This is a genomic window from Algoriphagus sp. A40 (genome assembly GCF_002002735.1).
Taxonomy (GTDB): domain Bacteria; phylum Bacteroidota; class Bacteroidia; order Cytophagales; family Cyclobacteriaceae; genus Algoriphagus.
Map to the genome: position 1 here is coordinate 33,908 of NZ_MUNY01000043.1, position 16,717 is coordinate 50,624.

The 16,717-nt window shown below is 44.5% G+C and carries 11 protein-coding genes; 3 read left to right on the forward strand and 8 right to left on the reverse strand.

The window, feature by feature from the left end; all coding sequences use genetic code 11:
• Positions 1-20: 20 nt before the first annotated feature.
• On the reverse strand, positions 21-2,063 hold the full coding sequence (gene uvrB / locus B0E43_RS06720) for an excinuclease ABC subunit UvrB (protein WP_077347958.1): 2,043 nt from the start codon (positions 2,061-2,063) through the stop codon (positions 21-23).
• 59 nt (positions 2,064-2,122) lie between these two features.
• Complete coding sequence (locus tag B0E43_RS06725; protein WP_077347960.1) at positions 2,123-3,316, reverse strand: DUF4105 domain-containing protein; 1,194 nt, start codon at positions 3,314-3,316, stop codon at positions 2,123-2,125.
• A 39-nt stretch (positions 3,317-3,355) separates the two neighbouring features.
• Between B0E43_RS06725 and B0E43_RS06730 the strand changes: the two genes are divergently transcribed.
• The 3 genes from B0E43_RS06730 (at position 3,356) to B0E43_RS06740 (ending at position 7,545) form a co-directional block, all read left to right on the forward strand.
• A complete protein-coding gene (locus B0E43_RS06730) occupies positions 3,356-5,662 on the forward strand; it encodes a T9SS type A sorting domain-containing protein (RefSeq protein ID WP_077347962.1) in 2,307 nt (768 codons plus the stop codon).
• 74 nt (positions 5,663-5,736) lie between these two features.
• Positions 5,737-7,050: a gluconate:H+ symporter gene (locus B0E43_RS06735; protein WP_077347964.1), complete on the forward strand. Its 1,314-nt coding sequence runs from the start codon at positions 5,737-5,739 to the stop codon at positions 7,048-7,050.
• A gap of 21 nt (positions 7,051-7,071) precedes the next feature.
• Complete coding sequence (locus B0E43_RS06740; protein WP_077347966.1) at positions 7,072-7,545, forward strand: RidA family protein; 474 nt, start codon at positions 7,072-7,074, stop codon at positions 7,543-7,545.
• Here the strand turns inward: B0E43_RS06740 and B0E43_RS06745 are convergent.
• The 6 genes from B0E43_RS06745 to B0E43_RS06770 form a co-directional block, all read right to left on the reverse strand.
• The gene (locus B0E43_RS06745; protein WP_077347968.1) at positions 7,542-8,936 is read right to left on the reverse strand and encodes a transglycosylase SLT domain-containing protein; all 1,395 of its coding nucleotides are present in this window, start codon (positions 8,934-8,936) and stop codon (positions 7,542-7,544) included. The genes B0E43_RS06740 and B0E43_RS06745 overlap by 4 nt on opposite strands.
• Before the next feature lie 125 nt (positions 8,937-9,061).
• Entirely contained in the window at positions 9,062-10,405 is a 1,344-nt protein-coding gene (locus B0E43_RS06750) for a TolC family protein (protein WP_077347970.1), read from the reverse strand.
• Positions 10,405-13,467, reverse strand: a complete 3,063-nt coding sequence (locus B0E43_RS06755; protein WP_077347972.1) for an efflux RND transporter permease subunit — start codon at positions 13,465-13,467, stop codon at positions 10,405-10,407. The genes B0E43_RS06750 and B0E43_RS06755 overlap by 1 nt, the downstream gene beginning before the upstream one ends.
• Positions 13,468-13,470: 3 nt before the next feature.
• A complete protein-coding gene (locus tag B0E43_RS06760) occupies positions 13,471-14,553 on the reverse strand; it encodes an efflux RND transporter periplasmic adaptor subunit (protein WP_077347974.1) in 1,083 nt (360 codons plus the stop codon).
• 18 nt (positions 14,554-14,571) lie between these two features.
• Entirely contained in the window at positions 14,572-15,354 is a 783-nt protein-coding gene (locus tag B0E43_RS06765; RefSeq protein WP_077347976.1) for an alpha/beta fold hydrolase, read from the reverse strand.
• Between the two features lie 174 nt (positions 15,355-15,528).
• A complete protein-coding gene (locus tag B0E43_RS06770) occupies positions 15,529-16,587 on the reverse strand; it encodes a DUF481 domain-containing protein (RefSeq protein WP_077347990.1) in 1,059 nt (352 codons plus the stop codon).
• Between the last annotated feature and the right edge of the window lie 130 nt (positions 16,588-16,717).

The window sequence follows — 16,717 nt, forward strand, 5'->3', positions numbered from 1 at the left end:
TCGAATTTTGATGAACAAATTTATTTTAGAACTCCCCTTTTTAGTTCTTCCAAACGGGATTTTTGAGCCTGCCATTCGTCCCTCAACCGTGCTGCTTCCATGAAATTGAGTTCTTTTGCAGCTTTTTCCATCAATTTTTGAGTTTGCAGGATCAGCTTTTCCAGTTTGTCTTTGCTCAGGTATTCTACTACCGGATCTGCTGCTACCTGTGCTTCACCCGGCATAGGCTCGGCATAGAATTTTGTTCCTTTTTTGGAATCTGCCACTTTGGTTTGACCCATGATCCTGTCCCTGGACTTGACCACTGTGGTCGGAGTGATTCCGTTTTCCTCATTGTAGGCCATTTGGAGAGCCCTCCTTCTTTTGGTTTCATCGATAGCCGACTGCATGGAATCCGTGATCCGATCGGCATACATGATCACCCGGCCTTCGGAATTACGTGCGGCACGACCAATTGTCTGAACCAAGGATCGCTCATTTCTAAGGAAGCCTTCTTTGTCTGCATCTAAAATTGCCACTAAAGAAACTTCCGGAAGGTCAAGACCTTCCCTGAGCAAGTTGACACCAACCAGGACATCAAATACACCTAGCCTCAGCTCGCGCAAAATTTCCACACGATCCAATGTCTTCACTTCCGAGTGAATGTACCGGGACTTGACTCCAGCACGTTCCAGGAATTTTTGAAGCTCCTCCGCCATCCTTTTGGTCAAGGTAGTGACCAAAACCCGAGCGTCGGTTTTTATGGTCTGGTCGATCTCTTCCAGCAAATCATCGATCTGATTTTGACTTGGACGAACTTCAATGGTAGGATCCAAAAGTCCTGTAGGACGAATGATCTGCTCCACCACAATACCTTCAGTCAATGAAAGCTCATAATCTGCCGGGGTTGCAGAAACATAAATCACCTGATTGCCCATCTGCTCAAACTCCTCGAATTTCAAAGGCCTATTGTCCAAAGCGGACGGAAGGCGAAACCCATAATCCACCAAGTTGACTTTTCGGGAGCGGTCACCACCCCACATGGCCCGGATCTGAGGTACTGTCACGTGACTTTCGTCAATGACCAACAGGTAATCATCGGGAAAGTAATCCAGCAAACAGAACGGTCTCGCGCCAGGCTGACGGCGGTCAAAGTAGCGGGAGTAGTTTTCCACTCCGGAGCAATACCCCAATTCCCGGATCATTTCCAGATCAAATTCCGTCCGCTCTTGCAGTCGCTTTGCTTCCAGGTATTTTCCTTCTTTCTCGAAGAAATTTACCTGCGCCACCATGTCATCCTGAATCTCCCGAATAGCAACTTCAATGGTGTCCCGACCGGTCACAAAGAGATTGGCGGGAAAAATAGATATGATTTTTTCGTCAGACAGCTTCTTTCCAGTCGCAGGTTCAACACGCTGAATAGCCTCAATTTCATCTCCCCAAAAGAAGATGCGGTAGGCAAAATCTCCATAGGCCACATGAATATCCACGGTATCTCCCTTGACCCGAAACGTCCCATGAGTGAGATCCTGCTGAGTTCGGCTGTAAAGAATGTCGACCAGTTTGAATAGCAACTGGTTTCTTGGAATCCGGTCACCTTCCTGCAGCCGGACTACATTTTTGCCAAACTCGTCCGGGTTTCCTATACCATAGATACAGGAAACAGAGGCTACCACAATCACGTCTCGCCTGCCGGTGAGCAATGAGGAAGTGGCACTGAGGCGAAGCTTCTCAATTTCCTGATTGATGCTCAGATCCTTTTCGATATAGGTACCCGAACTTGGGATAAAAGCCTCCGGCTGGTAGTAGTCGTAATAGGATATAAAATACTCGACCGCATTTTCGGGAAAAAACTGCTTGAATTCCCCATATAGTTGAGCCGCCAAAGTCTTGTTGTGACTCAGGACCAACGTGGGTTTTTGGGTTTGCTGGATCACATTGGCTATGGAAAAAGTCTTACCGGAACCGGTCACTCCAAGCAATACCTGAGCGGATTCACCGGCATTGACGCCTTCCGTCAGTTCCTTGATCGCTTTGGGCTGGTCGCCTGTAGGCTGGTAGTCGGAGGTAAGTTTAAAATCCATAGCTAAGTCTTCCAATCCCAACACCAAAAGCCGGGAAAAAGGTTTTTAATCGGCCAAAATCAAGCAGTTTTTAGCTTTCTGTCTGCAATGTTATAATAGAGGTAATTCGTACGGAGAATAATCACCAAAAGAATTGGGATCAGACTTGGATGGAATGACTGCCAACCCAAAATCCAGAATACAACTGCTGCATCCGCCATGATGAGGGCAAAAAGCAGGTATTGCCTCACCCAAGGTCGGTATTCCTTTTTCAGCAATCCCCACACCAATACCAAATGTCCAGGAAAGGCCCAAAGAATATTCCAGTTCCATAGGGTAGCAGAGTGAACTGTGAAAAACCAAAGAAAAGTGACTACCAATCCCAAAATCCCAAGAATGGAAAACAAACCCAGGTCAAAGCCGATGAGCAGTTTCTTTTTCTTATGTCCAAAAAAGGTAACCAGAACAAACAGAATGGCTACCGACCACATCACTGTATAGGGATTGAGAAAATCCATCTTGGATTCAGTTTTTGGATATTCCAGGATCACCCTTGACTCTTTGACCAAAGGGCGTGAGGGGCCTTCTCCTACAATTGTAGCTTTGGCAAAGGCGGCCTCCATATATTCAGGTAGAAATTGTTCTTCCCGCTCCGTAGCATCGCGGTCAATCACCGAACCCAAGGCTAAGTCAATTCCAAAATCCGCCCAGGGTAACGGGTAAACATATTCATCGATCAGATTTCGAAAAGTCTTTTCCTCGGCTTTTACAGAATCATCCCAGACCAATTGATCTCCCATCGCGATTTCAAATGCATCCCGGATTTTGGTGGAGCAGTTGTTAAAGAAAAATTCATAGCGGTAAAATCTCCGGGCCGGATCATATTGAGCCCAAAGGTGCTGCAATAAAAAGTCAATCTGGCCCGAACTCAAGGCTAAAACCTGCTCCCGCACATCCCTCTGGTAGTAATCATACTCCCTGATAAAATCAGCATAGGAGGTAACGCTGAGGTAATAATCATCCAGTTGCCCCATTGCAAATTTCCCGTAGAAATTCGGAGCATTGAAATCAAAGGTACCGTAGTTAAAAACAAGATCCTCTCCCTCGGGAACGACTTGTCTCACTCGGATAGCACTGTGACCAAAGCTGGAATAAAGTTGGTCCCCCGGCGAGCAGGTCAAAAGACTGATTTCGTAAACCTGGGCCTTAGCAGGAGCTAAACCCATGAAAATCAACAAAAAAAACAAATAAACTAGTTTACTTTTAGATTCCATTTTTTTAAATTCAACTACTTTTTAATTCCACATTTTTTTATGGAAACTGTTACCTTTTTTAATTCCTTTTGGGGATTTTTTACCTGCCGAATATACTGGATATTCCTGGCAGTTGTAGGAGTCTGTTTTATTCTCCAAACTGCTTTTTCACAAGAAATAAATGCCTACAAGACTACCGGCAGCGGTGATTTTCCAGATCTTTCCATTTGGGTAGTTTGGGACGGAGCTATCTGGAATCCGGCAACGATTAAACCAAACGCTACCCATGATATCTATATTGATCAGACTCATACGCTAAGGTTAATTGGGAATGAGAGTGTAAAGAGTGTATTTATCAATGCAGAAACCGGAGCAGGGCAGAAACTTAACCTGAATGGATTTGATCTTGAAATCTACGGCTCCTTAAATGCATTCTCGGGCGCAGCGCCTGGTATTTCATCAGGAACTTGGAATAGCCAAAACTGGATTGGAAATTCGATAACAAGCAAATTGATTTTCAAAGGAACTTCAAGAATCATCATTCCTCTCGGCGCTTGGAGTGGATTCAGTACCAATAGCCGCTATTCAGTGGTTTTCGATCCGGGAAGTGGCCAGGAACTGACCATTGAGGAGCCATTCAAATCCCTCTCTTTTACCATAAAATCAGGAACGGTGATCCAAAAATTGGATACCAGTGTCATTCCCGGAAACTGCCCTACTTTTTCTTTCAACAACGAAACCACAGTATATGGTACAGGCCCATTTGGAGAATTTGTTATTGAATCAGGCGCAACTCTCATTTCGGACTGCAATTCCGAAATCCTATTTAGATCTAGCTCCATAAGCGCCCTCAACTTCGATCTTCAAAATGGAGGCACGTTGATTCTAGAAGGTAATGCCCCTCGAATAGAAGCCGCCAATTTCCAGCTTAACGGCAAAATAATTATCCGAGGAGGCTCTGTGACCAAAAACTTCCTTACCTCTTCTTTTGCAGATGCTGTCCTCCCACAGTCAATCCGGGACTTGGAACTTCAAGGCCCTCAAAATCTAAATCTACCCAATCAACTTTTCCTGTTGGGAAATCTTGAAAAAAGCGGTACCGGGAATTTTATTACCAACACGACTAGCCTGACCCTTATGGGATCGAATGATCAGGAAATTTTAGGATTCCCTCTGAATGTAAGAGACTTGATTTTGAACAAGCCCGGAGGAATTTTCTATCCAAATACTGATCTGAACATCCAGAGAAATCTGACATTGACTCAAGGAACCATAGACCTGAAAGGAAATGACCTGTTTATAAACACCGGTCTCACAGGCTCCATAAATTATTCAGGAGGATCCTGGAAAAATGTTGGACTGTTAACTTATTACGGCCTCCCGGCCACCTTAAATGGAACCAATTCCACTTTCCCGTTTGAAGACACCCGAAACGGAGGAATCCGAAAAGTGCAACTCCTTGGAAATTCCAACGGAGGCAACCTATCCATCCAATTTACTGAATACAAAGGGGCTGAGTACAATTCCGGTTTTGATGATGCTGATGGCACGGATATTCTATACCGCCTTTTTAGCTACTTCCAATTTTCAGGTCTAAGTCCTAGCGCCAACGATCTTGAAATGAGAATTTCGGCAGACAAGCTCATCGTTGACAATGTCGATGATCTTCGGATTGTAGGCACCGGATACGCCGCACCGGGATCGCACCTTCCAGGATCGGATCCCGTGGAGCTCTGGGCGAGAAGAAGCCTGACTTTTGCAGACCTTGAAGACATAAACTTCACTGTTGGAAGCTATCGGACTCTCTCTATTTTGCCCGTAACCTGGCTTGAAATGAGTTCTAAATTCACAGACAAGGGGACTTTAGTCAGTTGGAAAGTTGCACAAGAAAAAGACAACCACCTTTTTGAAATTTACAGAAGCCTCACTCCAATGACTGAATGGGAGAAAGTCGGATTGGTAAATTCAGATGAACGAAGCGAAACTATCAATGAATATGAGTTTCTGGATACTTCCGCCGATCGGTTCAAAGAATACTATTACAGAATCAGACAGGTAGATTGGGACGGAAGATACTCCTGGAGTGAGGTGACCAAAGCATCCAAATCAACCGATTCTTTTGCAAAAGGTTTGGTCATATATCCGAATCCCTATGTGTCAGGGGACCTGAATTTATTTATTCCGAATTTTGAAGAGGGTTCCAAAGCTATGCTGACTGTTTTTGATGGCCAAGGAAAATTGATTTACAGTTTTATTTATGATGAATACAGCTTCACCCAAGTAGTACAGAACCTTGCGCCTGGACTGTATATAATCCATGTAGTGTATGATCATCGGCTGTTTTCGGGAAAGTTGATCAGGAAATAATCTCATTATTTTTTGAGCAGAAAGGCACTTTTCCCTGATTTTCCTATCTTTCTCCACAAACCCCAATCCAACCTATGACCTTTGTTTTTGTCCTGCTCAGCATCGCGATCCTGGTACTATTGATCGTGTGGGCCAAGCTCAACCCATTTCTTGCCTTTCTGATTGCATCCATCTCTGCCGGTTTGATGCTGGGACTTCCTGCAGACCAAGTTGCCAAATCCGTTCAAAAAGGAATGGGTGCCATGTTGGGCGATCTGGTCATCGTGATTGTGACGGGGGCAATGCTTGGAAAACTTGTCGCCGAAAGTGGGGCTGCACAGCGGATTGCAGGATTTCTTATGAAAATCTTCGGGGAAAAGTACATGACTTGGGCAATGGCATTTACTGGTTTGATCGTAGGTATTCCCCTGTTCTACAATGTGGGATTTGTCCTTTTGGTCCCGCTCGCCTTCACTGTTTCCTACCAATACAAGCTTCCTGCAGTTTATGTAGGAATTCCACTCCTTGCTGCTCTTTCGGTGACGCATGGCTTTTTGCCTCCGCATCCCTCTCCTGCTGCTTTGGTGGCACAGTTTGGAGCCAATATGGGTTTGACCCTTTTCTATGGATTTTTGATTGCAATTCCTACCATCATCATTGCGGGACCGCTGTTCGCCCCATTTCTAAAAAACATCAAATCCGAACCATTAAAGACCTTTCAGGCAGAACCCAAACCTGAAAATGAACTTCCGGGTATCGGGAACAGCATTTTCACTGCGCTTCTGCCGGTGATTTTGTTGATTGGAACCACAGCTTTGAGCTTGAATATTTCCCAAGATGATCCATTAAGTCCAATCGTAAAATTCATAGCAGATCCGGGAGTGGTGATGTTGGTTTCCTTGCTTTATGCCACTTTTTCCCTGGGCTTAAGCCGAAAAACCAATATGGTGAAGCTGATGGATATCTATACCGTAGCCACCAAAGACGTATCCATGATCCTGCTGATCGTGGCAGGAGCCGGGGCCTTAAAGCAGATTTTCACGGACACAGGTGTAAGCCTGACGATCGCAGAAGGACTGAAAACCTGGGAAATGCACCCCCTTATTCTTGCCTGGCTGATCACTGCAGTGATCCGGGTCTGTGTGGGATCGGCAACTGTTGCGGGTTTGACCACGGCTGGAATCATCGCCCCACTGGTGACGACCATGAACGTAGATCCTAATTTGCTGGTCCTTTCGATAGGCGCAGGGAGTTTGATGTTTTCCCATTTTAATGACGGCGGATTCTGGATGTACAAGGAATTTTTCAATGTGAGTATCAAGGACACCATCAAATCTTGGTCCTTGATGGAGACAATTGTAGCTGTTGCCGGACTGTTTGGGGTCCTTGTTTTGGATCTTTTTGTCTAATTTCAATCCAAAATTTACCCAATGGAAACACCTGAATTAAACTTTGCAAAGCTGGGATTGACACTTCCTCCTGCCCCTAAGCCACTTGGCGTTTACAAACCTTGCCTGATTGATGGAAAATACCTTTACCTGTCCGGGCACGGAACAGTGAAACCGGACGGAAGTCTGATCATTGGAAGAATCGGAGTCGATTTGGATATCGATCAGGGAAAATTGGCTGCAAGACAAGTCGGGCTTGCCATGCTTGCTACCATCAAAGCGAATATCGGATCACTTAATAAAATCAAACGGGTAATCAAAGTTCTGGGAATGGTAAACTGTACGCCGGATTTCGAAAGACACCCGTTTGTTATCAACGGATGCAGTGAACTTTTTGCAAGTGTCTGGGGAGAGGAAAACGGAATCGGGGTACGATCGGCAGTGGGAATGGGTTCATTACCTGACAATATCCCGGTGGAAATCGAAGCTTTGTTTGAGCTTCACGAGGGACATTAAGGTTCAACCAGTGCCTTATACGAATCAAAAAGGCTAAGTACATCGCGGACATAATTGACTGCGATATGGCCTTTGGCAAACCCACTTTTGACCAAAGGATCCCGATAATATTCGGGATCACTTTTTAGATTCAGAAAATAGGACACATCCTTCCAACTTTGGGTGTTTTTGCCATACTTCAGCGTCAGCCTCCAGGCATCCTCCACATGTCCCTGACCGATATTATAAGAGGCAAGAATAAACCTGATCCTTTCATTGGTATCCGGTACGCGCTCCCTCCAAAACTTATCGAGGTATTGGAGGTACCTTACCCCTCCGTTGAGCGACTGCACCGGATCGTTTGGATTCGTGACGCCAAACCGCTCCAGGGTCACAGGCATCAACTGAAGTAGCCCTTCCGCTCCGGCATACGACATCGCTGTGGTATCAAATCCTGACTCCTTGTATACCAAAGCGGCCAGAAGTCTCCAGTCCCATCCCAATTCTCCCGCACTTTCCCGGATTATTTCATCATAGACAGATATTCTGCTGCCTGCTACGGAAGAGAACTGACTGGTCGTTCTGAAATACGTGTTGCGGGAACTCAAAAAATACTTTGCATAGAGTTCCGGAATGAATCGTTTCTTTTTTTCAGCAAGCCATTTGTTAATCTCTTCCAGGAGTTTAGGTGAGTTTATTCGTGTCGCCCAACCCACTGCACCATTTTCTGAGACCTTGAGAGACACATTTAATCCCTCGTAGTAAGTTTGGTTGGCTTTGGCAATATTCCGGTCAGCTACAGTCCACTTGACTTTCCCTTCAGCCACTTGGTCAATCAGGTTTTCTTCATGATCCTCTGATTCGAATACAGTAAATCCCAAATTGAGTGAATCACGGATTTCCTTAAGTTGCAAAGGATAAACTGTTCCCTTCCTTACAAAAATGGTATCGATACCAATATCGCTCCAGTCCAAATTTTTTTCTGCCGGCTTTTTGCCGACAATTACTGTACTTCTGGTTCCTAAATAATGGGTAAATGCCGATCGGTTTTGGCGCTGGATGTTGCTGATATCGAGATTCATTGCAATCAGGTCAACTTTGCCTGATCCAAGATAGTCAAATGCTTTTTCGATGTCGCTTAACACGACCAATTCCAACTGGACGCCCAAGGTTTTTCCCAAATCCCTTAAGAGCTCAAATTCATAACCCATTCGTCTACCCCGGTAGATATAATAGGAAGTGGAATTATTATCCACAGCGACTCTGATTGATCCCCGGGTCTTGATTTCGGGCAAATCAAACATATAGGAGTGATGAAGTACCTGATCAAATCGGTCTTCCAAGAAAGTACATTGTACTCCCGAAACGAGCAAGATTAATGTACAACATGCCGCAATTAGTGCTTTTTTCATTCCAAGGGGGAAAACCCCTGATGGTTCTGAAGCCCAATTGGCAAACGCTATGCCAATATAAAAACAAAGCGATTCTTAAAAAAAGCAAATAAAAAACGGAAGCCTGACAGACTTCCGTTCCCTGATCAATTTTCGGGCAGTTGGAGAGGTTCCATACTGTTGTCAAAGAAAATTTTTCCCGAGAGTCTGAGCAACTCGATTTCCTGTTCTTTGATCTGGTAAATAGATGTGATCAACCTGTTTTCGGCTGTCAGGAGATTCACCTGGGCATCTCTAAATTCGAGGTAGGAGGCAATCCCAAGTCTAAATCGCTCTAAGGCGATATCGGTATTTTCTCTGGCTACCTGATAATTTTTGCGCTCAATTTCCAACAGCCGGAGGTTATTGGCGTAGGTGTTATAGGCCCTGGCTATGTCGGATTTTAGTTGGATTTCGTATAACTCCAAGGCGTCTTCCTGAATCCTCTGCTGCACTTTTGCATTTTGGATCCGTCTGTTGAGTGTTAGGCCACTAAACAGATTCACAGTGATATTTCCACCGTAGTTAAATCCCGCACGTTGGTTTTGTGCTACGATGCCCGCGTCGGAATTGGATGTGTTGTTGACGTAGGTTCCGTTTATGTTGAGCATCGGTAGTCTAGATGCCTGAAGCTCTCTGGTCTGGAGAAAAGCGACATTGTTAAGTCGCTGATTGATGAGCAATTGCTTGTTTTCCAAAAACGCATTTTCTTCCAAATCCAATCGGGTGAGAATTTCACCCACCAGAATGGTGTCCTTGACCACAAACTCCTCTTGGGCATCCACTGCCATCAATTCGTTGAGATTAACCCGTGCATTTTGGATAATCTGCTCCTGGGTCAATAACAAACTTGAGTCAGCATTGTAATCGACTTCTGCAGTGAGGTAGTCTCTTTTTCCGGCACCACCAAGTTCATATTGAGCCTTTGCTATGTTAAGTCGCGCACGGCTGAGATTTAGAGTTTCTTTTAATACCTGAAATCGCTGAAGCTCGAGGATCAGGCGGTAGTAGGTAGTAGAAATCCCTGCTACAGTATTTTCAACAGCGATTTTGGCATCCAGTTCACTGATTTCTGTCAATTGACCCAGACGCTTCATGATGACCACGGATTCTGGCCTGAAGCCATAGAGGCCCACGACGTTGAAGTTTTCACTTCTGGATTTCGCATTATCAATCTCCCGAGGCGCGGGGTCATTCACAAATCGCTGAACAACGTCCTCGTTGCTGAATGAGCGCAGATAAGTAGCATCCACTGTTGGCATGAACAGTTCCCCCACACCAATCTTTTGATCCCCTTCTCGAAGGGTGACATTTTCGACAGCAATCTTGATTTGAAGGTTATTTTCAAGACCAATTTGGATTGCTTTTTCCAAATCTAAATTTTCCTGGGCAAAAACCGACACAGAGGTCAGTAAGCTTCCCCAGGCGAATAAAAAGGCTAATTTCTTCATTAAGTTCTTGCTAAGCTTCCCTTTTTAGAGGTGAGATATGTGTAAATGCCCGGGATAACAAACAGAGTCAAAATGGTCGCAAAGGTCAATCCTCCAATAACGGCTGCACCCATAGGAACCCTGCTCTCTGCACCGGCGCCAAGTGCCAAAGCAATCGGCAAAATCCCCAAAATGGTAGACAAGCTTGTCATCAAAATAGGTCGGAATCGCGATACTGCGGCACCGAAAATAGCTTCCTCAACGCTAAATCCCATAGATTTCCGTTGGTTGGCAAATTCCACGATCAAAATCCCATTTTTGGTCACCAGACCAATCAGCATAATTATACCAATTTGACTAAAGATATTCAGGGTGAAATCAAAGATCCAAAGAGTGGCAAGCGCACCAAAGATGGCAAGTGGTACCGTAAACATAATCGTAAGTGGATCAGTGAAACTTTCAAACTGGGCTGAAAGAACCAGATAGATCAAGACCAGGGCAAAGATGAAAGCAAACAACAAACTGTTGGAACTTTCGCGGAATTCCTTGGAAGCTCCGGCCACGTCTGTGGAATATGACCCGTCCAATACTTCTCCCGCGATCCGATCCATTTCGTCCAAACCTGCGCCAATGGTATATCCTTCTGCAAGGTTTGCAGAAACGGTCGCACTTACGAAGCGGTTGAAACGATACAGTTGAGGAGGGGTACTTTTTTCCAACACTTTGACCAAATTGTCCAATTGGACAAGCTGACCATTTCCTCCTCTTACATAAAGCATTCTCAGATTAACAGGTTCATTTCTATCCTGTATCCTCATTTCTCCAAGCACCTGATATTGCTTGCCGTTCATGATGAAATAGGCAAAACGCTGACCTGAATAAGAAAGCTGAAGCGTACGGGCAATTTCCTGAACCGACACACCCAAATTTCTGGCTTTTTCCCGATCGATCTCGATTTCAAGTTCAGGCTTGGTAAACTTCAGGTTGATATCGGTAAAGATGAATGCGGGGCTTTGGCCGGCCTTCTCCATGAAAGGAGGGATAACCTCTTTCAGTTTTTCCAGAGTAGGAGCCTGAATCACATATTGAACCGGTAGACCACCCCTGCGATCACCTACTGATGGGGGTTGCTGAGCAAAAGCCCGAACGGAGGTAACATCTTTCAACTTGGCATTAATGCTACTGAAAATCTCCTGCTGGGTACGCGTCCGTTGGGATGCATCAGTAAGATATAATCGTACAAATCCTGAATTGGTATTTGCAGTACCAAAACCAGGAGAGGTGACTGTCGTAATAGAAATCCTTTCCTCTTGTGGAATTACCTCCGTCAATTCTTTGGCAAGTTCATCGACTACCTTATCCATGTAACCAAAAGTGGCTCCCTCGGGACCGGTTAAGTTCACTCGCAGTTCGCCACGGTCTTCGATGGGGACAAGCTCGGTTTGAAGTTGAGAGAAAAAGAAATAAATCCCCCCAATCATCACTAAGATAATCGGAAATGAAACCCATTTCACTTTCATAAATTGAGAAAGGCTTCTGTCATACAGGTCATTCAACCAAACAAAAAACGGCTCTGTGAAGGTATAAATCGCGTTCTGCTTTTTCCTGTTTTTCAGCATTTTGGCACTCAGCATCGGGGTCATAGTCAATGCTACAAATGCGGAGATAATTACCGAACCGGCAACCACAATTCCGAATTCCCGGAAAAGCCGACCGGTGGTCCCAGTCAGGAAAATCACCGGAAGGAATACTGCCGCCAAAGCCACAGTAGTCGCAATTACCGCAAAGAAAATCTCCTCTGAACCTTCCTCGGCTGCTTTTTTGGGGCTTTCCCCTTTTTCAATTCTGGCGTAAATATTCTCAAGCACTACAATCGCGTCATCCACTACCAGACCGATGGAAAGGACTATCCCCAACAACGTCAATACGTTGATGGAAAAATCCATAAGATACATAATGAAAAACACTCCTATCAAAGAAATCGGAATGGTAACCACTGGAATGAATGTAGTTCTCCAGTCTCTCAGAAAAACAAAAATGATCGCAACCACCAGGATAAATGCGGTGATGATGGTCTCTTCCACTTCGGCGATGGATTGCCTGATGTAACTGGTACTGTCAAAGCCAATCTCCACTCCCACATCCGCAGGAAGGTCTTTTTTGATGAATTCAAGTCTACGGTAAAATTCGTCAGCAATCTCAATGTTGTTTGACCCAGGAAGCGGAACCAATACCACAGCTACCATGGGTACGCCATCTCTTCTCAGGAGCGTCTTTTCGTTCAGTGCAGACAACTCAGCAATACCAATATCCTGGAATCGGACAATGTTATTTTGATCCTCTTTGATGATCAGGTTATTGAATTCCTGAGGTGAGCTCAACCTGCTTTTTGTTCTTACGGAGAGCTCAATACTCTCTCCTTCAATCCGCCCTGATGGCAATTCCACGTTCTCACTTTGTACCTTTTGAAGTACATCCAAAGGAGTAATTCCATACGAAGCCATTCTCAGAGGATCCATTCGGAGGCGGATGGCATATTGCTTTTCTCCCCAAATTTGAACTCTACTTACCCCAGGAATGGTCTGCAATCTCTCTTTGAAAATATTGGTGGCAATATCAGTGAGCTCCAACAAATTCCTGTTTTCACTTTTTACATTGATTGCCACAATAGGCTGGGAATCCGCATCAGATTTGGATACAACCGGAGGCTCGGCATCGGGAGGTAGGTTTCGCTGTGCACCGGCAACTTTGTCTCTCACATCGTTGGCCGCTGCTTCCAAATCACCTCCTACTTCAAATTCCACTGTAATATTACTTCTGCCATCTGCAGAAGTCGAAGTCAGTGACTTGATCCCCTGGATACCGTTGATTTGCTCTTCCAATGGCTCGGTGATTTGAGCCAAAATAACATCTGCATTGGCTCCAACGTAACTTGTGCTCACATTGATCACAGGAGGATCCACACTCGGATATTCCCGAATACCTAAAAATGAAATCCCTATTGCTCCAAAAAGGAGAATCACCAAGGACATCACGATGGCCAAAACCGGCCTGTTGATACTGATTTGGGATAAACTAGCCATTGCTTAGTTAATTTGACTCGGTTTGATTGGCATACCCTGCCTTACCTGCATTACACCTGTGGTGAGTACCAGATCCCCTTCGTTCAATCCCGAAATGACCTGTACCTGAGACTCTGTTCTAGTTCCAATTTCAATCTGACGCGCTTCAGCTTTGTTGTCTGCTCCTACTATGAAAACTTTGTAACCGGAAAGCTCCGGGATAACGGCTTCAGCCGGAACCATCAGCGCACTTTCTGTCACGTTCAGAATAAACCGAATTTTCACAAACATACCCGGAAGGAATCTGCCGCTCTTATTGGGACTTTGAGCTCTCAATTTCAAGGTTCGTGTGGCCAAATCAATCTGAGGTTCAAAAGCATATACAGTCCCCTGGACTTCCTCTTTGGCGTCTTCATTTGAGAAATAGATCGGAGATCCGACGTTCACCTGAGTGGCATATCGCTCCGGAATTGAGAATTCGATTTTTATAGGGTCAATATTGACAACGGAGGTGATCACGTCATTGGTACCGATAACGCTTCCCTCACTGATCATTCTCAATCCCAACATTCCATTGAAAGGAGCTCGGATCACTGTTTTTGAAAGTTGGGCTTCCACCAATTTGATATCCGCCAAGGCGGTATTGAACTGATTGAGTGCGATGTCATATTCCTCCTGTGAAATCGCTTCCCGAGCAAGCAACTGTTTTTGTCTGTTTTCCTGAGTTTCAAAAAGCTTCTGCGTGTATTGAAGTCGCTGATACTGTGCCTGAAGCTGATCATCGTTGAGATAGATCAGGGGAGTACCTTTGGTGACAAACTGACCTTCTTTGAATGCGATCCTGCTTACCAAACCGGAAATTTCAGACCGAAGATTAACCGATTCATTGGGAAGAATTGTACCGGTTACCTGGAGTTGTGTCTGGAGAGTGTCTTTTTTAAGCAATATAACATTGACAGGAATGGGCTGATCTGATCCTCCGCCACCCGAACCTGAGGCAGTAGCGGGGGCAATTTCTTCTTTGAGATTAAGTCTTGGATAGAAAAATGCAATCGCTGCAATCAGTACAATTCCTACTATAAGGGCAATTTTGGTTTGTTTTTTCATTGAAAGCTGGATGACTGGTTACTGTTGGTTTTTAATAAAAGCCAGAGATAGATGATTGAATTGGTCGGGCTGCTCCACATTGACGACGTGGCCGCACTTCTCAAGAATAGTGAGAATTGAGTTTTTGTGAATTTTGACCAGATTTTTAACGGGTTCCAAAAACATGACATCCTGGTCACCCATCACATAAAGCGTTGGGATGCCCAGGTCTTTTTCCTTAAAGAATTTCAGCAACGGATTGATTTCACTGGTCAGCTTAAACCATCGGATAAATTCTTTTTGACAAAGTTTCTGAGCCTCGAGAATAAAGAGATTACGTGACTCAGCATGTTGTTTTCTCGGCATGATGACAAAAGCAAACAACCGGTAGAGCCACATATAGGGGATCACCTGCTTGAAGGTATTTCCCAAAAAGACTAAAACCCGGCTTTGAACATTGAGTCTGGTCACAGCTCCAGCCATTACCAGCGACTTCACCCGTTTCGGTTCAAGTTCGGCCAGCTGCCTGGCAAGGATTGTTCCCATAGACACCCCCATGAAATGGGCTGGAGGGGTTTGTAGGTGATCCAAAACCTCTATGATATCGTGGGTGACGGCTTCAAAGGTATATTTATCGCTCCAGATAGCCTGGGGAAGGTCAATTGACTTTCCATGTCCTCTGAGATCAATCAGGAGGAGGTTAAATTCTTTTTTGAAGTCTTTTAGCTGCTTATACCAAACCGCAGATGAGCCTCCGGCACCATGGATGAATACCACCCATTGTGTACTCTGCGGATGTATAAATTCTTTGTAATACAACATAACAGCTTAGACTCCCAAAAAGGATAAAAGTTTACCGGATAGCTAAAATACGGCATATTAAGACCAAGGATAAATAAAAGATACTGGTGGCAAATCTTCGCTATCAATGGGAAAAAAAGGGGATGCTAATTTGGAATTCCTGTTTTTCAACAAATTTTCTCCTGAAGTTTTGATTTAGAGTGACCAACCGATGGTTGTTTGAAAAATGTAATCCAACTCAGAGGCTCCTTCGGTTGGTTGATTATCATAGTTCATAGTAGTCCCGACTTTAAAATAAAGGTCAAACTTGAACTCGTACCGGATATCAAATTTGAAGTCAGTTCTCAATCGACCCTTTTCCGTCATGCTTGGGTAGACTGTCACATTGGTCAAGAGATCCAGGTCTCCAATATCGAAGATATTATACTGGGCTCCCAGAAATGCCTCCCCGGATTGTGTGGCTTTCTCATCACCCTGGAATTTTTCATTGTTGAAGTTGACTCCGGCAGAAAAACCCAGGTAAGACCTATTGGTGTGGACTACGTAATTTCCTACACCCACCATGTTGGAGGTTCTCAGATCAATAAGCTGTTCTGTATTAGAGAGCATATTAAGAGAGTATATCAAATACCAATCCTTTGGCAGGAAATAATTGTAAATGGCTCCAACTTCCGTTCGCTTGATTGGTTCGACATCGTCCTGTGTTGATCTCAGCGCGTTAAAAGTAAGATTGCCTTTCCAGCGATCTGCAAGATATCCAACACCTGCATTGAAGGTTAACTGCCGTAAATTATTCGCTTTGGTGAGGTTAGTTCCAATGTCAAAATTCAAAGAAAGTCTACTCCAAAAGCCCTCATCCAAAGCGTTGAGATAAACAATCTGATTCCTGGGAACTTCTACTTTGCCACCTACAGGTTGTTCAATATCTTCCCGGTTTTTGGAAAATTTTAAAACCAAATCAGGCATTACAGCATCAATTCCGATAATACTGTCATTAATGCTACGGATTTTCCCGTTGTATCGGCTCCCGTCTGAGATTGTGATCAGGTAATTTGTTTTGGAATACACACGCTTGATATTGCCCCACTTGATCTTGAAGTCCACATCGGAATAGTCGGTTTCAATGCCGAGTATATTTTTATTCATACTCTTGATCTCGCCGATAATCAAGTCGTTGTTGCTCAGCACGAGGGTATCGGTCTGGGCGTTCACCCCACTTACGACAAAGAAAAGGAGTGAAAAAATCTTCCACATTTTCATAGAAACAGCTTTTTATTTTAAGAATTAGAATTTAGGCCTTTTTGCCTCTTCATAGACTTACAAAAATTATCTAAACAGAAAGCCCGAAGAAGTCCGGAATTCCTGGTAGTTAGATTCTCCAATT

Excerpts from the sequence above, each read along its gene's own strand:
- uvrB (WP_077347958.1), bottom strand. The coding sequence starts at position 2,063 with ATGGATTTTAAACTTACCTCCGACTACCAGCCTACAGGCGACCAGCCC.
- B0E43_RS06725 (WP_077347960.1), bottom strand. The coding sequence starts at position 3,316 with ATGGAATCTAAAAGTAAACTAGTTTATTTGTTTTTTTTGTTGATTTTC.
- B0E43_RS06730 (WP_077347962.1), top strand. The coding sequence starts at position 3,356 with ATGGAAACTGTTACCTTTTTTAATTCCTTTTGGGGATTTTTTACCTGC.
- B0E43_RS06735 (WP_077347964.1), top strand. The coding sequence starts at position 5,737 with ATGACCTTTGTTTTTGTCCTGCTCAGCATCGCGATCCTGGTACTATTG.
- B0E43_RS06740 (WP_077347966.1), top strand. The coding sequence starts at position 7,072 with ATGGAAACACCTGAATTAAACTTTGCAAAGCTGGGATTGACACTTCCT.
- B0E43_RS06745 (WP_077347968.1), bottom strand. The coding sequence starts at position 8,936 with ATGAAAAAAGCACTAATTGCGGCATGTTGTACATTAATCTTGCTCGTT.
- B0E43_RS06750 (WP_077347970.1), bottom strand. The coding sequence starts at position 10,405 with ATGAAGAAATTAGCCTTTTTATTCGCCTGGGGAAGCTTACTGACCTCT.
- B0E43_RS06755 (WP_077347972.1), bottom strand. The coding sequence starts at position 13,467 with ATGGCTAGTTTATCCCAAATCAGTATCAACAGGCCGGTTTTGGCCATC.
- B0E43_RS06760 (WP_077347974.1), bottom strand. The coding sequence starts at position 14,553 with ATGAAAAAACAAACCAAAATTGCCCTTATAGTAGGAATTGTACTGATT.
- B0E43_RS06765 (WP_077347976.1), bottom strand. The coding sequence starts at position 15,354 with ATGTTGTATTACAAAGAATTTATACATCCGCAGAGTACACAATGGGTG.
- B0E43_RS06770 (WP_077347990.1), bottom strand. The coding sequence starts at position 16,587 with ATGTGGAAGATTTTTTCACTCCTTTTCTTTGTCGTAAGTGGGGTGAAC.